A 16,559-nucleotide genomic window follows, 5' to 3' on the forward strand; every position below is an offset into this window, starting at 1 on the left:
GAGTGCTCTCTTTATATAAAAAAGCGGAAGCGCCCGTTTAGCACAATTTTTCCTGAATAGTGTGGAAAAAGACTCTCAATCTCTTTACATCTTGGCTTTTTTTTTCGATAATAATAACAATCATTCCTATTTAGAACAAATTTTTAGAGAATGACATTTATATAAATAAAATGAGACGAAAATAAAGGTGATTTCATGGCGAATGATCTAGTGTTAACAGCCGACCAAGTCATCGACAAGACTCGGAATTATTTAAATGATGAACATGTTAAATTTTTGGAAAAAGCATACGAATTTGCAAAACATGCTCATCGTGAACAATATAGAAAATCGGGCGAACCGTACATTATTCATCCGATCCAGGTTGCTGGCATTCTAGCTGACTTGGAGATGGATCCTGCCACGGTTGCAGCTGGTTTTCTTCATGACGTCGTTGAAGATACGAGTATATCTTTAAAAGATATTGAGTCTTCTTTTAATGACGAAGTGGCCATGCTTGTCGACGGCGTAACCAAATTAGGGAAAATTAAATATAAATCTCACGAGGAACAGCAGGCAGAGAACCACAGAAAAATGTTTGTGGCAATGGCCCAGGATATCCGGGTCATCCTAATTAAGCTTGCCGACCGTTTGCATAATATGCGGACACTTAAACATCTTCCTTTAGAAAAGCAGCGTCGGATTTCAAATGAAACACTTGAAATTTTTGCGCCTTTGGCACATCGTCTTGGTATTTCTAAGATTAAATGGGAACTGGAAGATACAGCCTTAAGGTATTTAAATCCGCAGCAATATTATCGAATTGTTAACTTAATGAAAAAGAAGCGCGCTGAACGTGAGCAATATTTAGTGGATGTCATTGAAGAAGTAAAGAACCGAATGGGTGAAGTGTCGATTAAAGCAGAGCTTTCTGGCCGTCCGAAGCATATTTATAGCATTTATCGGAAAATGGCTTTGCAAAACAAGCAGTTCAGTGAAATTTATGATTTGCTAGCTGTTCGAATCGTCGTAAACAGTATTAAAGATTGCTATGCTGTTTTAGGGATTATTCACACTTGCTGGAAACCAATGCCCGGCCGTTTCAAGGATTATATCGCGATGCCGAAGCCTAATATGTATCAATCCTTGCATACTACCGTAATCGGCCCAAAAGGAGATCCGCTTGAGGTTCAAATTAGAACGTATGAGATGCATCGGATTGCTGAATTCGGGGTGGCAGCACACTGGGCTTATAAAGAGGGCAAAGAAGCACTTAACGAGAGCACTTCGTTTGAACAGAAATTAACCTGGTTCAGAGAAATACTGGAGTTCCAAAATGATACCGCCAATGCGGAAGAGTTTATGGAGTCATTGAAAATTGACTTATTTTCAGATATGGTTTTTGTGTTTACACCAAAAGGTGATGTCATGGAGTTGCCGTCTGGTTCTGTTCCTATTGATTTTGCTTATCGAATTCACTCCGAAATTGGCAATAAGACGATAGGCGCAAAAGTGAATGGCAAAATGGTGACGCTGGACTACCGGCTTAAGACTGGTGATATCATCGAAATCCTTACATCGAAACATTCATACGGTCCAAGTCAGGATTGGTTGAAGCTGGCGCAAACATCGCAAGCGAAAAATAAGATCCGGGCCTTCTTTAAGAAGCAGCGCCGCGATGAAAATGTCGATAAAGGCAAAGAGATGGTTGAAAAAGAAATTCGTAATATGGAGTTCGATATCAAAGAAATATTGACCTCTGACAATCTGAAAAAGGTTGCTGAAAAGTTTAATTTCTCCAGTGAAGAAGATATGTATGCAGCGGTTGGTTATAATGGTGTAACGGCTTTACAGGTCGCCAACCGATTAACCGAGAAATGGCGCAAAAAGAGGGATCAGGAGCAGAGTTCGAATATTACCAATGCCATAACGGACCTAAAAACCTTCCCATCTTCCAAAAAACGTGAATCCGGTGTCCGAGTTTCCGGGATTGATAATTTACTGATTCGGTTATCAAGATGCTGTAATCCGGTTCCAGGCGATGAAATTGTTGGTTTTATTACAAAAGGCCGCGGGGTCTCTGTACATCGTTCGGACTGTACGAACATTGATTCTAATGATGCTCAGTCAAGGTTAATCCCGGTAGAGTGGGAATCATCCTTAAATGATCGGAAAGAATATAATGTTGATATTGAAATTAACGGTTATGACCGTAGAGGGCTTCTGAATGAAGTACTTCAAGCTGTAAATGAAACGAAAACAAATATCTCTGCCGTTTCAGGCAAATCGGATCGGAATAAAATGGCGACGATTAGCATGTCGATTGCCATACACAATGTGAACCATTTGCAAAAGGTGGTTGAACGAATTAAACAGATCCACGATATTTATTCCGTCCGTCGAATGATGAATTAAGGAGTTTCAAAAAATGCGTGTAGTTGTTCAACGAAGTAAAGGTGCCAACGTAACTGTTGGCGGGGAAGTAACTGGTCAAATAACAAAGGGGCTTGTCTTACTTGTCGGTATCACCCATGCTGACAAGGAAGAGGATGCCATCTACCTAGCCGATAAAATTGCCAACCTCCGTATTTTTGAGGATGCCGATGAAAAGATGAATCTATCTTTATTAGATGTTGGCGGTGAAATTCTTTCTGTTTCGCAATTTACTCTTTACGGTGATTGTCGAAAGGGGAGAAGGCCAAACTTCATGGATGCGGCCCGGCCAGACCAAGCTGTTCAACTTTATGAGTTACTTAACAGCTTGCTGCGAGAAAAAGGGATTCGTGTAGAAACCGGCATATTCGGTGCGATGATGGATGTTGAACTCATCAATGACGGTCCCGTGACGTTGATACTTGAAAGTAAATCATAAAAAAGGCTTGGCACTTTCGATTAGGTGCTAAGTCTTTTTTGTTTTTGTATAGGAAAAGCCCTTTCAATTGAAGGCAGGGAAATCATTATTTCAAATTACAACACTCAAGTAGAAAAAAATGAAGAAACAATATGAGACCATTTGAATCACAAATCGTTCGTCTTTAATTTGAGTACCATTAATTTCGGTTTTACTTATTACTTTCATTGTAAAAAATAACCGGACGAATCGATTGATTTGTCCGGTTAATAAATGCTTTATTTATCCTGTTTAACAAAATAATGGCTCTTTCTGTAAACCATCGCTTCCATGGTTGCGATTAGTTCATTTTCACTTTGGACATCGATTTTGTACCAAGCGAGTTTGTGATTTTTCTTTATTTCTCTTGCATTTGCAGTTAAAGTTCTGCCACGTTTGCCAGCTGATATAAAGTTAACATTGGTGGTGACACCCACAGCTGTTTTGCCATATGAGTTGCTCGCTGCGGCAAATACGTAATCTGCAAGTGAAAAGATAATGGCACCGTGAACTGTTCCATGTGCATTAAGCATCCGGTCGTCAGGAATTAATTCCGCTTCCGCTGTGCCAGGTCCGAGATTTGTCAGCTTCATGCCAAGAAAAGATGCAAATGGTTCGTCTTTTAGAACTTGCTTAATTTCATCGTAATGTAAATCGTGAATTGCCTGATCATCTAATTGAATTGTCATGGAATTTTCCTCTCCTTAATGATCTTTTGCTGAGCTAATGCCATACCCAGTGTTTGATTTAAACAATACTTCTGCGAATTTATTTTCGTCTTCTTTTGCTTTAGACAACATTGTACCTATATAGGCACCTATAAAGCCAAGAGGCACGGTGAAAATGGTCGGGTTGCTCATTGTAAAAATAGGGTCTCCTGTGAAAATACCCATTCCAGGTTGGGGATTCCATACATTCGGACTAAGCAAAACTAAAACTAGAGAGCTGATTAACCCAAACAGCATGCCGGTGATCGCTCCGATTGCATTAAATCGTTTCCAGTAAATTGTGCAAAGAATAACCGGCAAGTTGGCGCTTGCTGCAATACCTAATGCAAGTACCGAAAGGAAAGCAACATTCAGTGACTGTGCGAACAAGGCTAGCTCGATTGAAATAGACGCAACACTAATAGCCGAGATACGTGCTACAAGAACTTGCTGCTTTTCAGTCATTTTTCCGTCTTTAATAATTTCTCCATAAATGTCATGTGCAAAGGCGGATGCTGACGTTAAAACAAGGCCGGATACTACCGCTAAAATAGTGGCAAATGCGACAGCTGAGACGAATGCAAACAAGAATTCACCGCCTACGGTTAATGCGAGAAGCGGCGCGGCCATGTTTCCAGCAGGGTTAGCCTCAACAATGCGGTCAAAACCGACGAATGAAGCAGCACCGAACCCTAGGAAAATCGTCATAATAAAAAATACGCCAATAAACCATGTTGAATATACAACAGATTTTCGTGCCGTCGCCGCATCCTTTACAGTAAAGAAGCGGACAAGTAAATGCGGAAGTCCTGCTGCGCCGAGGACAAGTGACATATTAAATGAAATCATATCAAGTCCATTCGTGTATTTATTACCTGGATTTAAAAAGTCATTACCAAGGGGTGTTGCTGTCTTAACATGGTGGAACATTTCTGAGATGTTAAAGTTATATCGGGAAAATACAATAAACGTCAAAACGGAAGAACCGCCCAGCAAAAGCGCGGCTTTTGTTATTTGTACCCAGCTTGTCGCCCGCATCCCACCGAAAATAACATAAATTGTCATTAATACACCGACGAGAAGAACGGAAAGACCGTAATCGATCCCAAGAAGAAGTTTAATCAATCCACCCGCACCAACAAGTTGAGCAATCATATAAAAAATAGAAATGACAAGAGTGTTCGCTGCAGCGATCCCACGTACCTTTTTGGACTTAAACCGAGCAGAAATCATATCGGCTAACGTGTATTTTCCAAGATTACGAAGCGGCTCCGAAACAAAGTATAATAAGACAAGGAACGCGACAAGATTGCCAATGCTCATATAAAATCCATCGAAACCAATCAGAGCGATAGCCCCTGTAATACCGAGAAAAGAAGCAGCAGACATAAAGTCACCAGCTACAGCCAATCCATTTTGCCATGCAGTCAACCCGCCGCCAGCTGTATAAAAATCGCTCGCGTTTTTCGTTTTCTTAGAAGAATAATAGGTTATTGTAAGCGTTAACAAGATAATGCCTAAAAAAAGTATAAGAGATAATGTACTCATCAGCCAAGCTCCTTCCGGTATTTAGTTAAAATATTTTGGGCCATTTTGTCATACTTCTCTGATTTCTTAAGGTAGACAATTCCACCGATCCAAACCACAACGAACTGAAGAAGTGCATAAACCCATGCCCATGTTATACCGAGAAAAGCTTCTCCTTTTAATAGATATGTATAAGCAGCTAACACAGGTAGAACAAAATAGAACGTAAGGAAGAAAGTGGTGACAGGGATAATAAATGCTTTTTTCTTTTGAAGTAAATCCTTAAAATCTTCGGTTTCAACCAATTGATAATAGGGCTTCTTTTCGACATGTTCTTCGGTTAAGTAGCTTTTTTTTACTGGTGATTCCATAATAACCCCTCCTTGAATAAAACGATTTTAAAACGGTAATGATAAAAAGTGATATATGTCACTCTCGTTTTAAAGCTATCATAATTAGAATATTAAGTAAATTAAAATATTTAATAAAATTTTATATTTTCTATTAAAATTCAAAGTTAACACTATTGACAACGTGGAAATGTCGTATTAATCTGAAAAAGTATATTACTAGATTTTTTATTTTCGTTTTAATTCCGTTATGTAATTTCAGGAACAATGAAAAGCAAATGAGGGGGACTGACAAAATGTACAATCCAGAAATTGAAACTGCTACCCGTGTTGAAATGGAAAGTATGCAGCTGGCACGACTTCAAAAAACGGTTAGAAATGTATTTAAGAATGTACCATTTTACAAAGAGAAATTTGATGAACTGGGTATTACGCCAGAAGATATTCAGCAGTTAAGCGATGTGACAAAGCTTCCATTTACCAAAAAACAGAATTTTCGTGAGCAATACCCATTCGGTCTATTTGCAGTTCCCATGGATGAGGTTGTCCGCGTTCATGGATCATCTGGAACGAGCGGAAAGCCGACAATTGTAGGATATACAAAAAATGATATTGAAAACTGGTCAGTAATGGTTGCCCGTGCAATTGTCACTGCAGGCGGTCGGAAATCTGATATTTTTCATAATGCCTATGGCTATGGATTGTTTACAGGCGGGCTTGGTCTTCATTACGGAGCAGAAAAGCTAGGCGCTGCAACATTACCAATTTCGGGGGGAAACACAGATCGGCAAATTACACTTATTAATGATTTGAAACCGAGAGGTATTTGCGGAACGCCATCTTATATTCTAAATATGGCTGAAAAGATGGAAGAAATGGGGATAGACCCTGCTGATAATGGAATTGAATATGGTATTTTTGGCGCTGAGCCTTGGTCGGAAGAAATGAGAGCGACACTTGAAAAGAAACTAAAATTGAAAGCGGTTGATATTTACGGCCTAAGTGAAGTTATGGGACCGGGTGTTGCGATAGAATGTCATGAAGCACAGGATGGACTTCATATCGCAGATGATCACTTCCTGATTGAAGTGATTAATCCAGATACACTCGAACCGGTAGCAGATGGAGAAGTTGGAGAACTTGTTTTTACTAGCTTAACGAAGGAAGCCCTACCAATTATTCGTTATCGAACTGGGGATCTTGCCGCTATTACCCGAGAAAAATGTAAATGTGGACGTACGACAACGAGAATGTCCAGGGTAAAAGGCAGAACAGATGACATGCTCATTGTCAGAGGTGTAAACGTTTTCCCTTCTGAAATTGAACGGGCATTGTTGCAAGTGAAGGGACTCGTTCCTCATTATCAGATTCACCTTGTTAAGAAAGGTGCAATGGACAGTGTTGAATTACATGTTGAAATTGAAAGCGATTTCTATACTAGGATTGATGGAGACTTAACACATGCCAATGTTCAGAAATTGAAGAAGACGGTCCAGCACCATATGAAAAACACATGTCTAGTGACGATGGATATCGTTGTCAACATTCCAAAAGGCATCCCGCGTTCTGAAGGAAAGGCCATTCGTATTGTTGATAAGCGAAACAGTGCTATGATCAGCGTATAATGAATCTGTCATTATCCCAGCAGGGAATTGTGCATGCTGTTCCTTCATTTTCGTCAAGAAGAACAAATGCCATTCCCTTGTCATTGTACAAAAATTTCTGGTGCCCGTGCACCGTATCCACGATTTAGCGAAGATAAAGTAGGTCGTCACGGTTCAAAGTATCGTTGAAATAAAGGAGAGTATCGCCCATTCTTTTATTTTAAAAAAATGACGCAATATTCTTGCTTTTTATATAACAATAAAATATAATTACGTTAAATAAACGTTATATTGCTTTTGAGAAAAGGGGGATTTGAAATGAGCGTTCTTTTAAATGAAATAACAGAACAGGAAAAGCTGGAGCAATTTATAGCTAGGATCGAAGCTGGAGATAAAATTGAAGCAGATGATTGGATGCCAGATGAATATCGGAATACATTAATCAAATTAATTTCCATGCATGGTATGAGCGAAATAATGGGAGCACTTCCTGAAAAGGAATGGGTACCAAAAGCTCCTACTTTGCATAGAAAACTTGGGATTATGGCGAAGGTACAAGACGAAATGGGACACGGACAATTATTGCTTCGTGTGGCGGAAGATTTATTGAAACCATATGGAAAAAAGCGGGACGATCTGATGCAGGATCTTTTTACTGGAGATTTAAAGTTCCATAATGTTTTCCATATGGAAGCTAAATCATGGGGAGATGCAGGGCTGATTGGCTGGTTAGTTGATGGAGCGGCCATTATCACCCAAACGGATATGCTTGGTGCATCTTACGGTCCATATGCCCGTGCCTTACACAGAATTTGTGCAGAAGAGGTTTTCCACGCTCAACACGGAGAAGCCATTATTATGGCTTTAGCTGAAGGGACAGAAGAACAGAGACAAATGGTGCAAGATGCCCTTAATTATTGGTGGGAATCTTTGCTGCTTTTCTTCGGACCGCCAAGCAAGAATGAAATGGGTGCTTCAAAACAAGATGTTACCTTAAAGTATAGAATCAGAACGGGCACGAATGAAGGACTTCGTCAATCTTTCTTTAGCAAGTATATTAAGCGGATTCATTCACTTGGTTTTACCATTCCGGATGAAACGCTGCGATTTGATGAAGAAACAGGAAAATGGATTTATAAACAGCCTGACTGGAATAAATTGAAGAAGATTGCTAGAAATGAAGGACCTCGTTCACAAGAGCGCTTGAATCTTAGAAGAATTTCTTACAAAAATAACCAATGGGTACGTGAAGCATTGTCACCAAAGACTGTCTAAGGGAGGGGAAGGAACATGGAAACTAGGCAAGAATCATATTTTGAAGAGTTTGAAGTATTTAGCCGCAAGACCCCAACTGCACCAGTACAATATCATTTTAGCTTGCTCGCACCAAATGAGGATATTGCGATCCTGATGGCACAGGAAAACTTTATGCGACGTGAAGCAGTGGATGATATCTGGGTTGTGAAACGTCAGAATATACGTAAAATGACTTCGGAAGAAAAGAAAACGCTTCAACGTTTAGATAATAAAGAATACCGCACAACAAAAGGGTATGGCTATTTAAAGAAAAAATGGCGGAAATATGAACAAGAAATGCTTGATGAGAAGGAAATTTTGTCTTGGGCAGGAGGCGTAAAAAATGGCAAATAATTCATCAGTAGAGAATACGGCAATTAAAGAGTTGCTATTTCAACTAGCAGACGATGATTTTATCCATTCCTATCGTGGATCTGAATGGCTGGGTCTCGCTCCTCACATTGAAGAAGACGTAGCAACTTCCTCCATCACCCAAGATACAATGGGTCATGCGGCCATATTCTATCAATTGTTAGAAGAACTCGGTGAAGGGAATGCAAATCAGCTGGCCCATGACCGTCCAGCGAATGCAAGGCGTAATGCGATTATCTTGGAACTCGTTAATGGACCTGGCTATTATATGGAAGAACCGGATTATGATTGGGCTTTTGCAGTTGTACGAAATTATTTTTATACCCAAGCTAAAATGATTAAGATTCAATCACTACATTCAAGTTCATATGAGCCGCTGGCTGAAGTTGCCGCAAAGGTGCAAATGGAACTTTACTATCATTTAATGCACTGGAAAACATGGTTCGTTCAACTTTTAGGTTCAGGTCATGAAGAAGCTGTTTCCCGAATGAAAGCAGCTATTGAAAAAACGTTGCAAGATTTTCAAGGTGTTCTCTCTCTTGGAGAACATCGAAATAAAATCGTGCAACAAGGTTTAATTGAAAGCGAAGCGGTTTTACTGAATAAATGGAATCAGGCTGTTGCACCTGTATTGAAAAGTGTTGGGCTCCAAGGACCCATTGAAGTAGGAATGGCTCAAGGAGATGGACGAAATGGGAAGCACACAGAGGATTTAGAGAAGGCACTCGAAACTTTAAGTGAAGTATACGCTAGTAATAAAGCAGCTTCCTGGTAATACAAGAGGAAAAGGGGGAGGGGGACTATGTCTACCGTGTTATTAACATCAGAAGAAATATATAAACTACTGGAAAACGTAAAAGATCCTGAAATTAATACAGTCAGCATTCTAGATTTAGGAATGGTGGAGAATGTGGAGATATCAGGATCAGATGTTTCAGTAAAAATACTGCCTACCTTTCTAGGGTGTCCAGCTTTGTCTATCATTCAAAAAAATGTTGAAACAGCCGTTAAACAGCTGCCAAGCGTTGAAGGAGTGAGCGTAGAATTCCTACGTTCCCCATCCTGGACATCTGACAGGATTACGGAAAAGGGGAAAGCGGGACTAAAGGTATTCGGAATCTCCCCTCCCCCTCGACAAATGAAAGAAGATGGATCGTGGCATATAGATTGTCCGTATTGTGAATCCACGTATGTCACGATGGAAAACATATTCGGACCAACCGCGTGCCGCAGCATTTTATATTGCAAATCATGTAAAAACCCATTTGAAGCAATGAAACCAATGATTAAATTTATGTAAAATACGGAGGGAATAAAATGGTAAAGTTAATTGCTCTATATAAGCAGCCGGAAAATAAAGAAGAATTTGATGAACATTATTTCAGTGTTCATGGTCCTATCACAGAAAAAATCCCAGGTCTTCAAAAAATGGTCGTTACAAAAATAGTCGGAACACCAATGGGGAAAGACTCTGAATATCACATTCTATGCGAAATGTATTATGAAAATCATGAAGCACTTCAACAAGGTATGCGTTCCCCTGAAGGAAAAGCATCAGGAAAAGACTTGATGGGTTTTGCTGGGAAACTCGTAACCATGATGATCGGTGAGGAAGTATAAAATGAACGAGTTTCAATTTATTGAGACATCAATTGGGGATGGGATAGGCTTTATCACTTTGAACCGACCGAAACAATTGAATGCGCTGAACCGGACGATGGTCGGTGAAATTGTTTCTGCAGCAGAAGAATTCGACCGTGATACCCAAGTGAAAGTAATCTTATTATCCGGTCATGGAAAAGCATTTTCTGCTGGAGCGGATATTGATGAGATGGCCAATGACAATCCTGTTAGATTGGAATTGTTGAATCAATTTGCTGATTGGGACCGGTTAAGTTTCGTTAAAAAGCCTATCATTGGTGCAGTCAAAAGCTTTGTATTCGGCGGTGGCTTTGAGCTTGCCTTATCATGTGACTTACTTATAGCTGCTGGAGATACACTGTTTTCCTTTCCAGAAGTAACACTTGGAGTTATGCCTGGAGCAGGAGGGACACAAAGACTGACGAAGCTAGTGGGTAAAACAAAGGCACTTGAATGGATCTTGACCGCCGAAAGAATCAATGCAGAAACAGCCTTAAAATATGGCATTATTAATAAAATTGTCGCACCTGAATTATTGATGGAGGAAGCGATTGGCTTCGCAAGAAAGATTGCGGCACAGCCGCCTTTAGCAGTCAGAATAATCAAAGACTCTGTTAATAAGGCAGTGGATTACTCCTTATATGAAGGAATGCAATATGAAAGAAAGAATTTCTACTTGCTCTTTGCTTCTGAAGATCAAAAGGAAGGCATGGAAGCGTTTGTAGAAAAAAGAAAGCCTAATTTTACAGGCAGATAAGGAGTTATGCTATGTACGAAACAATTACTTTTCGGATTGAAAACGGGGTAGCTTGGCTCAGTCTAAACCGACCTGATAAACTGAATGCTTTTACATCACAAATGAATAAAGAAATCCAAAAGGCAATTAAACACTCGTCAAAGTCTCATGAGGTGCGTGCGATTGTCATTACCGGAGAAGGAAGGGCCTTTTGTTCCGGTCAAGACTTAGCAGATGTGGATGACAGCATGAATTTAGGGCAAATGCTCCGTGACGATTACGGTCCGATGATGAAGGAAATCGTCAGTTGTGAAAAACCAATTATTGCAGCAGTAAACGGTGTGGCTGCAGGGGCAGGCTTTAGTCTGGCATTAGCCTGCGATTTCCGTCTTATCTCTGAGAAAGCAAGCTTTCTAAATGCCTTTGTCAATATTGGGTTAATTCCTGATTCGGGTAATCTGTATTTCCTTTCACGAATTGTGGGTCATGCAAAGGCATTAGAGCTATCTGTATTGGGAGAAAAAGTACCTGCTGCTGAGGCAGAAAAAATGGGTCTTGCTACAAAAGTAATCGGAGTAGAGGACTGGAACGAACAAGTGACAGCCTTTGCAGAAAATATTGCCAGCAGACCAACGAAAGCAATCGGCTTAATCAAAAGATATTTAGAAGCCTCCTACCATATTTCTTTTGAAGAATATTTGAAAGAAGAAGCGGAAGGACAACGAATTGCCGGCTTAACGAAAGATTATGTTGAAGGGGTAACGGCATTTACAGAGAAACGCAAAGCTCAATTTATTGGTGAGTAACATAAAAAAGGGAGTGGGATGAAATGGTAAAAGTACAAGAAGCAGAAACTTTTGAAAAAGTAGAAATGAAGCGTGATTATTACCATCTAGTTATTAATGGTGAAAGAGTGGAAAGTTCTAATGGAGCCACTATTGATGCTTACAATCCTGCCACTGGTGAAATCATTGCCAGGGTTGCAAAAGCTACACAAGAAGATGCTGAAAGAGCAGTACAAGCAGCTCTTGGAGCTTTCGAAAAGGGGAAATGGAAAAAATCACCTGTTAATAAACGCTCTCGTATTTTAAATAAAATTGCGGCAATTATGCGTTCCCGTTTTAATGAATTAGTCGAATTAGAAGTCTTAAATAGTGGTAAATCCATTTCAACGGCACAAGGTCAAGTTATGCAAGCTGTTGAAGTTTTTGAATTTTATGCAGGTGCCATTGTAGGACATAGTGGCTCCGTAAATAATATGGCAGGTCAATTCCATAACTATACAGAGAAAGAACCTGTAGGTGTATGTGCACAAATTATTCCTTGGAACTACCCATTGATGATGGCGGCGTGGAAGATTGCACCTGCAATCGCGGTTGGATGTTCTGTCATTGTGAAACCAGCTTCATTAACTCCGTTAACTGCCATTGTTTTAGGGGAAATTTGTATTGAAGCAGGAGTTCCTGCGGGAGTTGTTAATATTATTCCTGGTTCTGGTTCTGACGTTGGAAATTATCTTGTTGAACATCCGAATGTAAATAAAGTCGCTTTCACAGGTTCTACACCAATTGGTAGAGATATCATGGGCAAGGCTTCTAAAACATTAAAGCGTGTAACATTGGAGCTTGGCGGGAAATCTCCGAATATCGTGTTCGAGGATGCTGATATTGAAGCGGCTATAGATGGATCACTATTCGGTATTTTCTATAATACAGGACAATCTTGTGAGGCGAGATCTCGCTTATACGTGCACGAGGATATCTATGATGAATTTGTTACTAGATTCGTAGAAAAAACGAAAAAGCTTAAATTAGGAAATCCATTAGATAAAGAAACACATGTTGGATCAGTTATCGATCAAGGTCAATTAGATGTTGTTGATAGTTATGTTCAATCAGCTATTGCAGATGGAGCTGAAATCTTAGTGGGTGGAAAGCCGGCAGTAGTTGAAGGATTCGAAGGCGGTTATTGGTATGAGCCGACGGTCATTGGTAATGTAAATCACAATATGAAAGTAGTGAAAGAAGAAATCTTTGGACCAGTTGTTGTAATCATGAAATTCAAAGATGAAAAAGAGGCAATTAGACTAGCAAATGACACAGAGTTCGGCCTTGGTTCAGCCCTTTGGACGAAAGATGGTGCCCGTGCAACTCGTGTGGGTAACCAAATCCAAGCAGGGATTGTCATGGTAAACTGCCCATTCTCAGCTTTCCCAGGAACACCTTTCGGCGGTTATAAACAATCAGGCTTCGGACGGGAGCTTTGTATTGAGACATTAGATCTTTATACTGAAACGAAAAGTTTTATTTCCTATTATGGAAGTCGCCCATTAAATCCTTTCGGCATTTAATAAGTTGAGACTTCTATCAGGGGCTGCCGTTGATGGATATTAAACCGAGATACAAAATAGTGAATAAAGGCTGGCTGAAACATATTTCAGAAAAATCATTCGGGTATAGCTGGATGCAAATCTGATTCTATCGCAGTCAGCCTCTATTATGTGGAAGGAGAAAGTTAGATGATTACAAACATAGTAGTCGTAGGCTCTGGAGTAATGGGCAGAGGGATCGCCTATGTAGGAGCAACTGGAGGATTTGACATAACATTAGTAGATGTGAATCCATCTGCATTAGATAGCGCGAAAAAAGAGATTGATATTATTTTTGAAAAAGGTGTACGTTACGGAAAAATCACTTCTGAAGAAGCGGATGCAGGAAAAAGCCGATTGTTATATTCTTCCAATTTAAAAGAAGCTGCTATTAAAGCTGATTTAATTATAGAGGCCGTTCCAGAGCGTGCAGAAGTTAAAAAAGCTGTTTTCGAAACAATAGAAGAACATGCACAGGATCACTGCTATTTTGCTACTAATACTTCCACTATGAGCCCGACAGAAATTGGTTCTTATGGAAAGCGTCCTGAAAAAACGATTGCGATGCATTTCTTCAATCCTGTACAGAAAATGCCGCTAGTCGAAATTGTACGCGGCCTCGAAACGAGTGATGAAACAGCAGCAGTCATAAAACAGGTTGCTGAGAAGATGGGGAAAGAGACAGTGGTCATTAACGAATTTCCTGGTTTTGTAACAAGCCGGATCAGCTGCCTGGTTGGGAATGAAGCATTCTATATGCTTCAAGAAGGGTTAGGAACACCTGAAGAAATTGATAAAGCAATCAAGCTAGGATTGAATTATCCGATGGGCCCATTTGAGCTGGGGGATTTAGTAGGACTAGATGCCCGTTTAAATAATTTAAAATATTTACATGAAAAACTTGGTGAAAAATACCGTCCAGCACCACTGCTTGAACAGTATGTAAAAGCGGGAAGGCTGGGCCGTAAGTCTGGTAAAGGTGTGTACGACTATACAAAAATTGAAGAGCTGGTGGGAAAATGAGGGACGTTGTCATTGTTGATGCGGTAAGAACACCTATCGGGAAGTATAAAGGAGCATTAAAAAGTGTACGTCCAGATGATCTCGGAGCAATTGTCATTAAAGCGCTGACAGAGCGGAATCCAGGGCTGCCGCCGGAACAAATTGAAGATGTCATCTTCGGAAATGCGAATCAGGCAGGAGAGGATAACCGAGATGTAGCGAGAATGTCCGCACTTTTAGCTGGTCTTCCAGTGAACGTTGGTGGAACTACTATTAATCGTTTGTGCGGATCAGGACTTGATGCGGTTATGTATGCTGCACGATCTATAGCTGTAGGGGAAGGCGATATTTACATCGCAGGGGGAACGGAAAGTATGACAAGAGCACCATATGTCATGGCAAAACCTGAGAGTGACTTCCCTCGGGGATCGATGGAGCTTCAGGATACAACGATTGGATGGCGATTTACGAATAAAAAGCTAGAAGAGATGTATGGAGCAGATTCCATGCCTCAGACAGCTGAAAATGTGGCGCAACGCTGCTCAATTTCACGGGAAGATCAGGATCAGTTTGCACTTCAAAGCCAGCAGCGGGCAAAAAAAGCAATGGAATCCAATCGTTTTGCGGAAGAAATTGTACCCGTTCGTTTTCATGATCGGAAAGGAAACGAGGTTGTCTTCGATCAAGACGAGCATCCACGTCCAGATACAACGATTGAAAAACTTGCTAAACTGCGTCCGATTTTTGGAGGCGGCACAGTAACAGCTGGTAATGCATCCGGAGTAAATGACGGAGCATCCGCTTTGTTATTAATGAGTGCGGATAAAGCAAAAGAACTTGGTTTGAAGCCCCTTGCAAAATATGTGGTTGGAGCGGTTGCCGGTCTTGAGCCTGCGGTTATGGGCCTTGGTCCAATTTATGCAACGAGAAAAGCGCTTGATCGGGCAAACTTATCGGTAAACGATATCGGTCTTGTAGAACTAAATGAAGCCTTTGCCTCACAGTCGCTAGAATGCATACGCCAGCTTGAGTTTGATCAGGAAAAGGTCAATGTAAACGGCGGTGCTATTGCGTTTGGACATCCACTTGGTGCAAGTGGAGCCCGTATTTTGACGACGCTTTTATATGAAATGAAAAAACAAAATGTTCAATATGGACTGGCGACAATGTGTGTAGGAGTCGGTCAGGGGATAGCGGCGATTATTGAAAATATAGACTAGAACTAAAGAGGCTGTCTCGAATATGTGAGATGGCCTTTATTTAAAAAAAAGAGAGGGAATGGCCATGGGAAACGTATTATATGAAGTGAAAGGTCATATCGGATATGTAACAGTAAACCGACCGGACGTATTGAATTGTTTTAACTATGATACACTTCGTGAACTGCAGGAGGCTGTTGATTCCATTCATGTAAATCCTGAGGTACGCGTTGTTATTTTTACAGGAGCCGGCCCAAAAGCATTCAGTGCCGGTGCTGATTTGAAAGAAAGAAAAACCTTAAATGAGTCAGAGGTAAGAAGAAATGTGAAAGCGATTCGTGATTTGTTTAATAGTATTGCCAGCTTGCCGCAGCCGACAATCGCAGCGGTTAATGGTTACGCGCTGGGCGGAGGATTTGAGTGGCTACTGTCGTGTGACTTTGCGATTGCGGCACAAGGTGTATCCATGGGGTTGACCGAAACGAGCTGGGCAATCATTCCGGGTGCAGGCGGAACACAGCGCCTTCCACGACTGATTGGTGAAATGAAGGCCAAAGAATTAATTTTAACGGCGAAAAAAATCTCAGCTGAGGAGGCGCTCGACCTTGGTATTGTATTAAAAGTGGTGCCGCGTGATGTGCTTTCTGAAGAGTGTAAACAATTTGCGGCAAATATGATGAAAAATGGGCCTGTTGCATTAAAACAGGCGAAATATGCGATTACTCAGGGAATGAACACAGACTTACAGACGGGGCTTGCAATTGAAGCGAAAGCGTATGAACTGACGATTCCAACAGAAGACCGAATCGAGGCGCTCGATGCATTTAGTGAGCGGAGAATACCTCAATTTTCAGGGAGATGATATTGACGTTTATGATATAATAGAAA

18 protein-coding genes are annotated in these 16,559 nt (G+C 40.6%); 15 read left to right on the top strand and 3 right to left on the bottom strand.

The genetic code is table 11. From position 1 onward, the window contains the following. The first annotated feature begins 195 nt into the window (after nucleotides 1-195). Together QF028_RS03945 and dtd are read left to right on the top strand one after the other, a co-directional pair. The gene (locus tag QF028_RS03945; RefSeq protein WP_215000756.1) at nucleotides 196-2,394 is read left to right on the top strand and encodes a RelA/SpoT family protein; all 2,199 of its coding nucleotides are present in this window, start codon (nucleotides 196-198) and stop codon (nucleotides 2,392-2,394) included. Nucleotides 2,395-2,407: 13 nt separating this feature from the next. Further along, entirely contained in the window at nucleotides 2,408-2,851 is a 444-nt protein-coding gene (gene dtd, locus QF028_RS03950; protein ID WP_215000753.1) for a D-aminoacyl-tRNA deacylase, read from the top strand. Nucleotides 2,852-3,108: 257 nt separating this feature from the next. On the opposite strand, the gene QF028_RS03955 is transcribed toward dtd, so the two are convergent. From QF028_RS03955 to QF028_RS03965, 3 genes are read right to left on the bottom strand one after another with little or no spacing between them, the layout of a single operon-like run. Continuing rightward, nucleotides 3,109-3,558, bottom strand: coding sequence for a PaaI family thioesterase (locus tag QF028_RS03955; RefSeq protein WP_429464260.1), 450 nt, complete (start codon nucleotides 3,556-3,558; stop codon nucleotides 3,109-3,111). A 15-nt stretch (nucleotides 3,559-3,573) separates the two neighbouring features. Then, nucleotides 3,574-5,124, bottom strand: coding sequence for a solute symporter family protein (locus QF028_RS03960; RefSeq protein WP_429464262.1), 1,551 nt, complete (start codon nucleotides 5,122-5,124; stop codon nucleotides 3,574-3,576). Next, the gene (locus tag QF028_RS03965; RefSeq protein ID WP_410883814.1) at nucleotides 5,124-5,474 is read right to left on the bottom strand and encodes a DUF485 domain-containing protein; all 351 of its coding nucleotides are present in this window, start codon (nucleotides 5,472-5,474) and stop codon (nucleotides 5,124-5,126) included. The genes QF028_RS03960 and QF028_RS03965 overlap by 1 nt, the downstream gene beginning before the upstream one ends. A gap of 275 nt (nucleotides 5,475-5,749) precedes the next feature. On the opposite strand from QF028_RS03965, the gene QF028_RS03970 reads away from it, so the two are divergent. From QF028_RS03970 to QF028_RS04030, 13 genes are all read left to right on the top strand, one after another. Continuing rightward, the gene (locus tag QF028_RS03970) at nucleotides 5,750-7,078 is read left to right on the top strand and encodes a phenylacetate--CoA ligase family protein (RefSeq protein WP_429464264.1); all 1,329 of its coding nucleotides are present in this window, start codon (nucleotides 5,750-5,752) and stop codon (nucleotides 7,076-7,078) included. A 33-nt stretch (nucleotides 7,079-7,111) separates the two neighbouring features. Then, nucleotides 7,112-7,246 carry a hypothetical protein gene (locus QF028_RS03975; protein ID WP_429464266.1) on the top strand — a complete coding sequence of 45 codons (135 nt, stop codon included), beginning with the start codon at nucleotides 7,112-7,114 and terminating at the stop codon, nucleotides 7,244-7,246. 129 nt (nucleotides 7,247-7,375) lie between these two features. Beyond that, nucleotides 7,376-8,332: a 1,2-phenylacetyl-CoA epoxidase subunit PaaA gene (paaA, locus tag QF028_RS03980; protein WP_215011259.1), complete on the top strand. Its 957-nt coding sequence runs from the start codon at nucleotides 7,376-7,378 to the stop codon at nucleotides 8,330-8,332. A 15-nt stretch (nucleotides 8,333-8,347) separates the two neighbouring features. Continuing rightward, on the top strand, nucleotides 8,348-8,707 hold the full coding sequence (gene paaB / locus QF028_RS03985) for a 1,2-phenylacetyl-CoA epoxidase subunit PaaB (protein WP_088089105.1): 360 nt from the start codon (nucleotides 8,348-8,350) through the stop codon (nucleotides 8,705-8,707). Continuing rightward, a complete protein-coding gene (paaC, locus tag QF028_RS03990) occupies nucleotides 8,697-9,500 on the top strand; it encodes a 1,2-phenylacetyl-CoA epoxidase subunit PaaC (RefSeq protein ID WP_429464268.1) in 804 nt (267 codons plus the stop codon). The genes paaB and paaC overlap by 11 nt, the downstream gene beginning before the upstream one ends. Before the next feature lie 27 nt (nucleotides 9,501-9,527). Beyond that, nucleotides 9,528-10,025, top strand: a complete 498-nt coding sequence (paaD, locus tag QF028_RS03995; RefSeq protein ID WP_215011263.1) for a 1,2-phenylacetyl-CoA epoxidase subunit PaaD — start codon at nucleotides 9,528-9,530, stop codon at nucleotides 10,023-10,025. Nucleotides 10,026-10,042: 17 nt separating this feature from the next. Further along, entirely contained in the window at nucleotides 10,043-10,345 is a 303-nt protein-coding gene (locus QF028_RS04000; RefSeq protein WP_215000730.1) for an EthD family reductase, read from the top strand. Nucleotide 10,346: 1 nt separating this feature from the next. Continuing rightward, nucleotides 10,347-11,123, top strand: a complete 777-nt coding sequence (locus QF028_RS04005) for an enoyl-CoA hydratase/isomerase family protein (RefSeq protein ID WP_215011265.1) — start codon at nucleotides 10,347-10,349, stop codon at nucleotides 11,121-11,123. An 11-nt stretch (nucleotides 11,124-11,134) separates the two neighbouring features. Next, nucleotides 11,135-11,908 carry an enoyl-CoA hydratase-related protein gene (locus QF028_RS04010; protein WP_215000727.1) on the top strand — a complete coding sequence of 258 codons (774 nt, stop codon included), beginning with the start codon at nucleotides 11,135-11,137 and terminating at the stop codon, nucleotides 11,906-11,908. 23 nt (nucleotides 11,909-11,931) lie between these two features. Beyond that, nucleotides 11,932-13,452 (top strand): aldehyde dehydrogenase family protein, encoded by a 1,521-nt coding sequence (locus QF028_RS04015; protein WP_429464271.1) that lies wholly within the window; start codon nucleotides 11,932-11,934, stop codon nucleotides 13,450-13,452. A 168-nt stretch (nucleotides 13,453-13,620) separates the two neighbouring features. Further along, nucleotides 13,621-14,493, top strand: a complete 873-nt coding sequence (locus tag QF028_RS04020) for a 3-hydroxyacyl-CoA dehydrogenase (protein WP_215000723.1) — start codon at nucleotides 13,621-13,623, stop codon at nucleotides 14,491-14,493. Continuing rightward, nucleotides 14,490-15,692 carry a thiolase family protein gene (locus tag QF028_RS04025; protein ID WP_429464274.1) on the top strand — a complete coding sequence of 401 codons (1,203 nt, stop codon included), beginning with the start codon at nucleotides 14,490-14,492 and terminating at the stop codon, nucleotides 15,690-15,692. Before QF028_RS04020 ends, QF028_RS04025 begins: the two co-directional genes overlap by 4 nt. A 64-nt stretch (nucleotides 15,693-15,756) precedes the next feature. Then, nucleotides 15,757-16,533 carry an enoyl-CoA hydratase-related protein gene (locus QF028_RS04030; RefSeq protein WP_429464276.1) on the top strand — a complete coding sequence of 259 codons (777 nt, stop codon included), beginning with the start codon at nucleotides 15,757-15,759 and terminating at the stop codon, nucleotides 16,531-16,533. The last annotated feature ends 26 nt before the right edge of the window (nucleotides 16,534-16,559 follow it).

This window comes from Neobacillus sp. B4I6 (genome assembly GCF_050434045.1).
Taxonomy (GTDB): Bacteria; Bacillota; Bacilli; order Bacillales; family Cytobacillaceae; genus Neobacillus.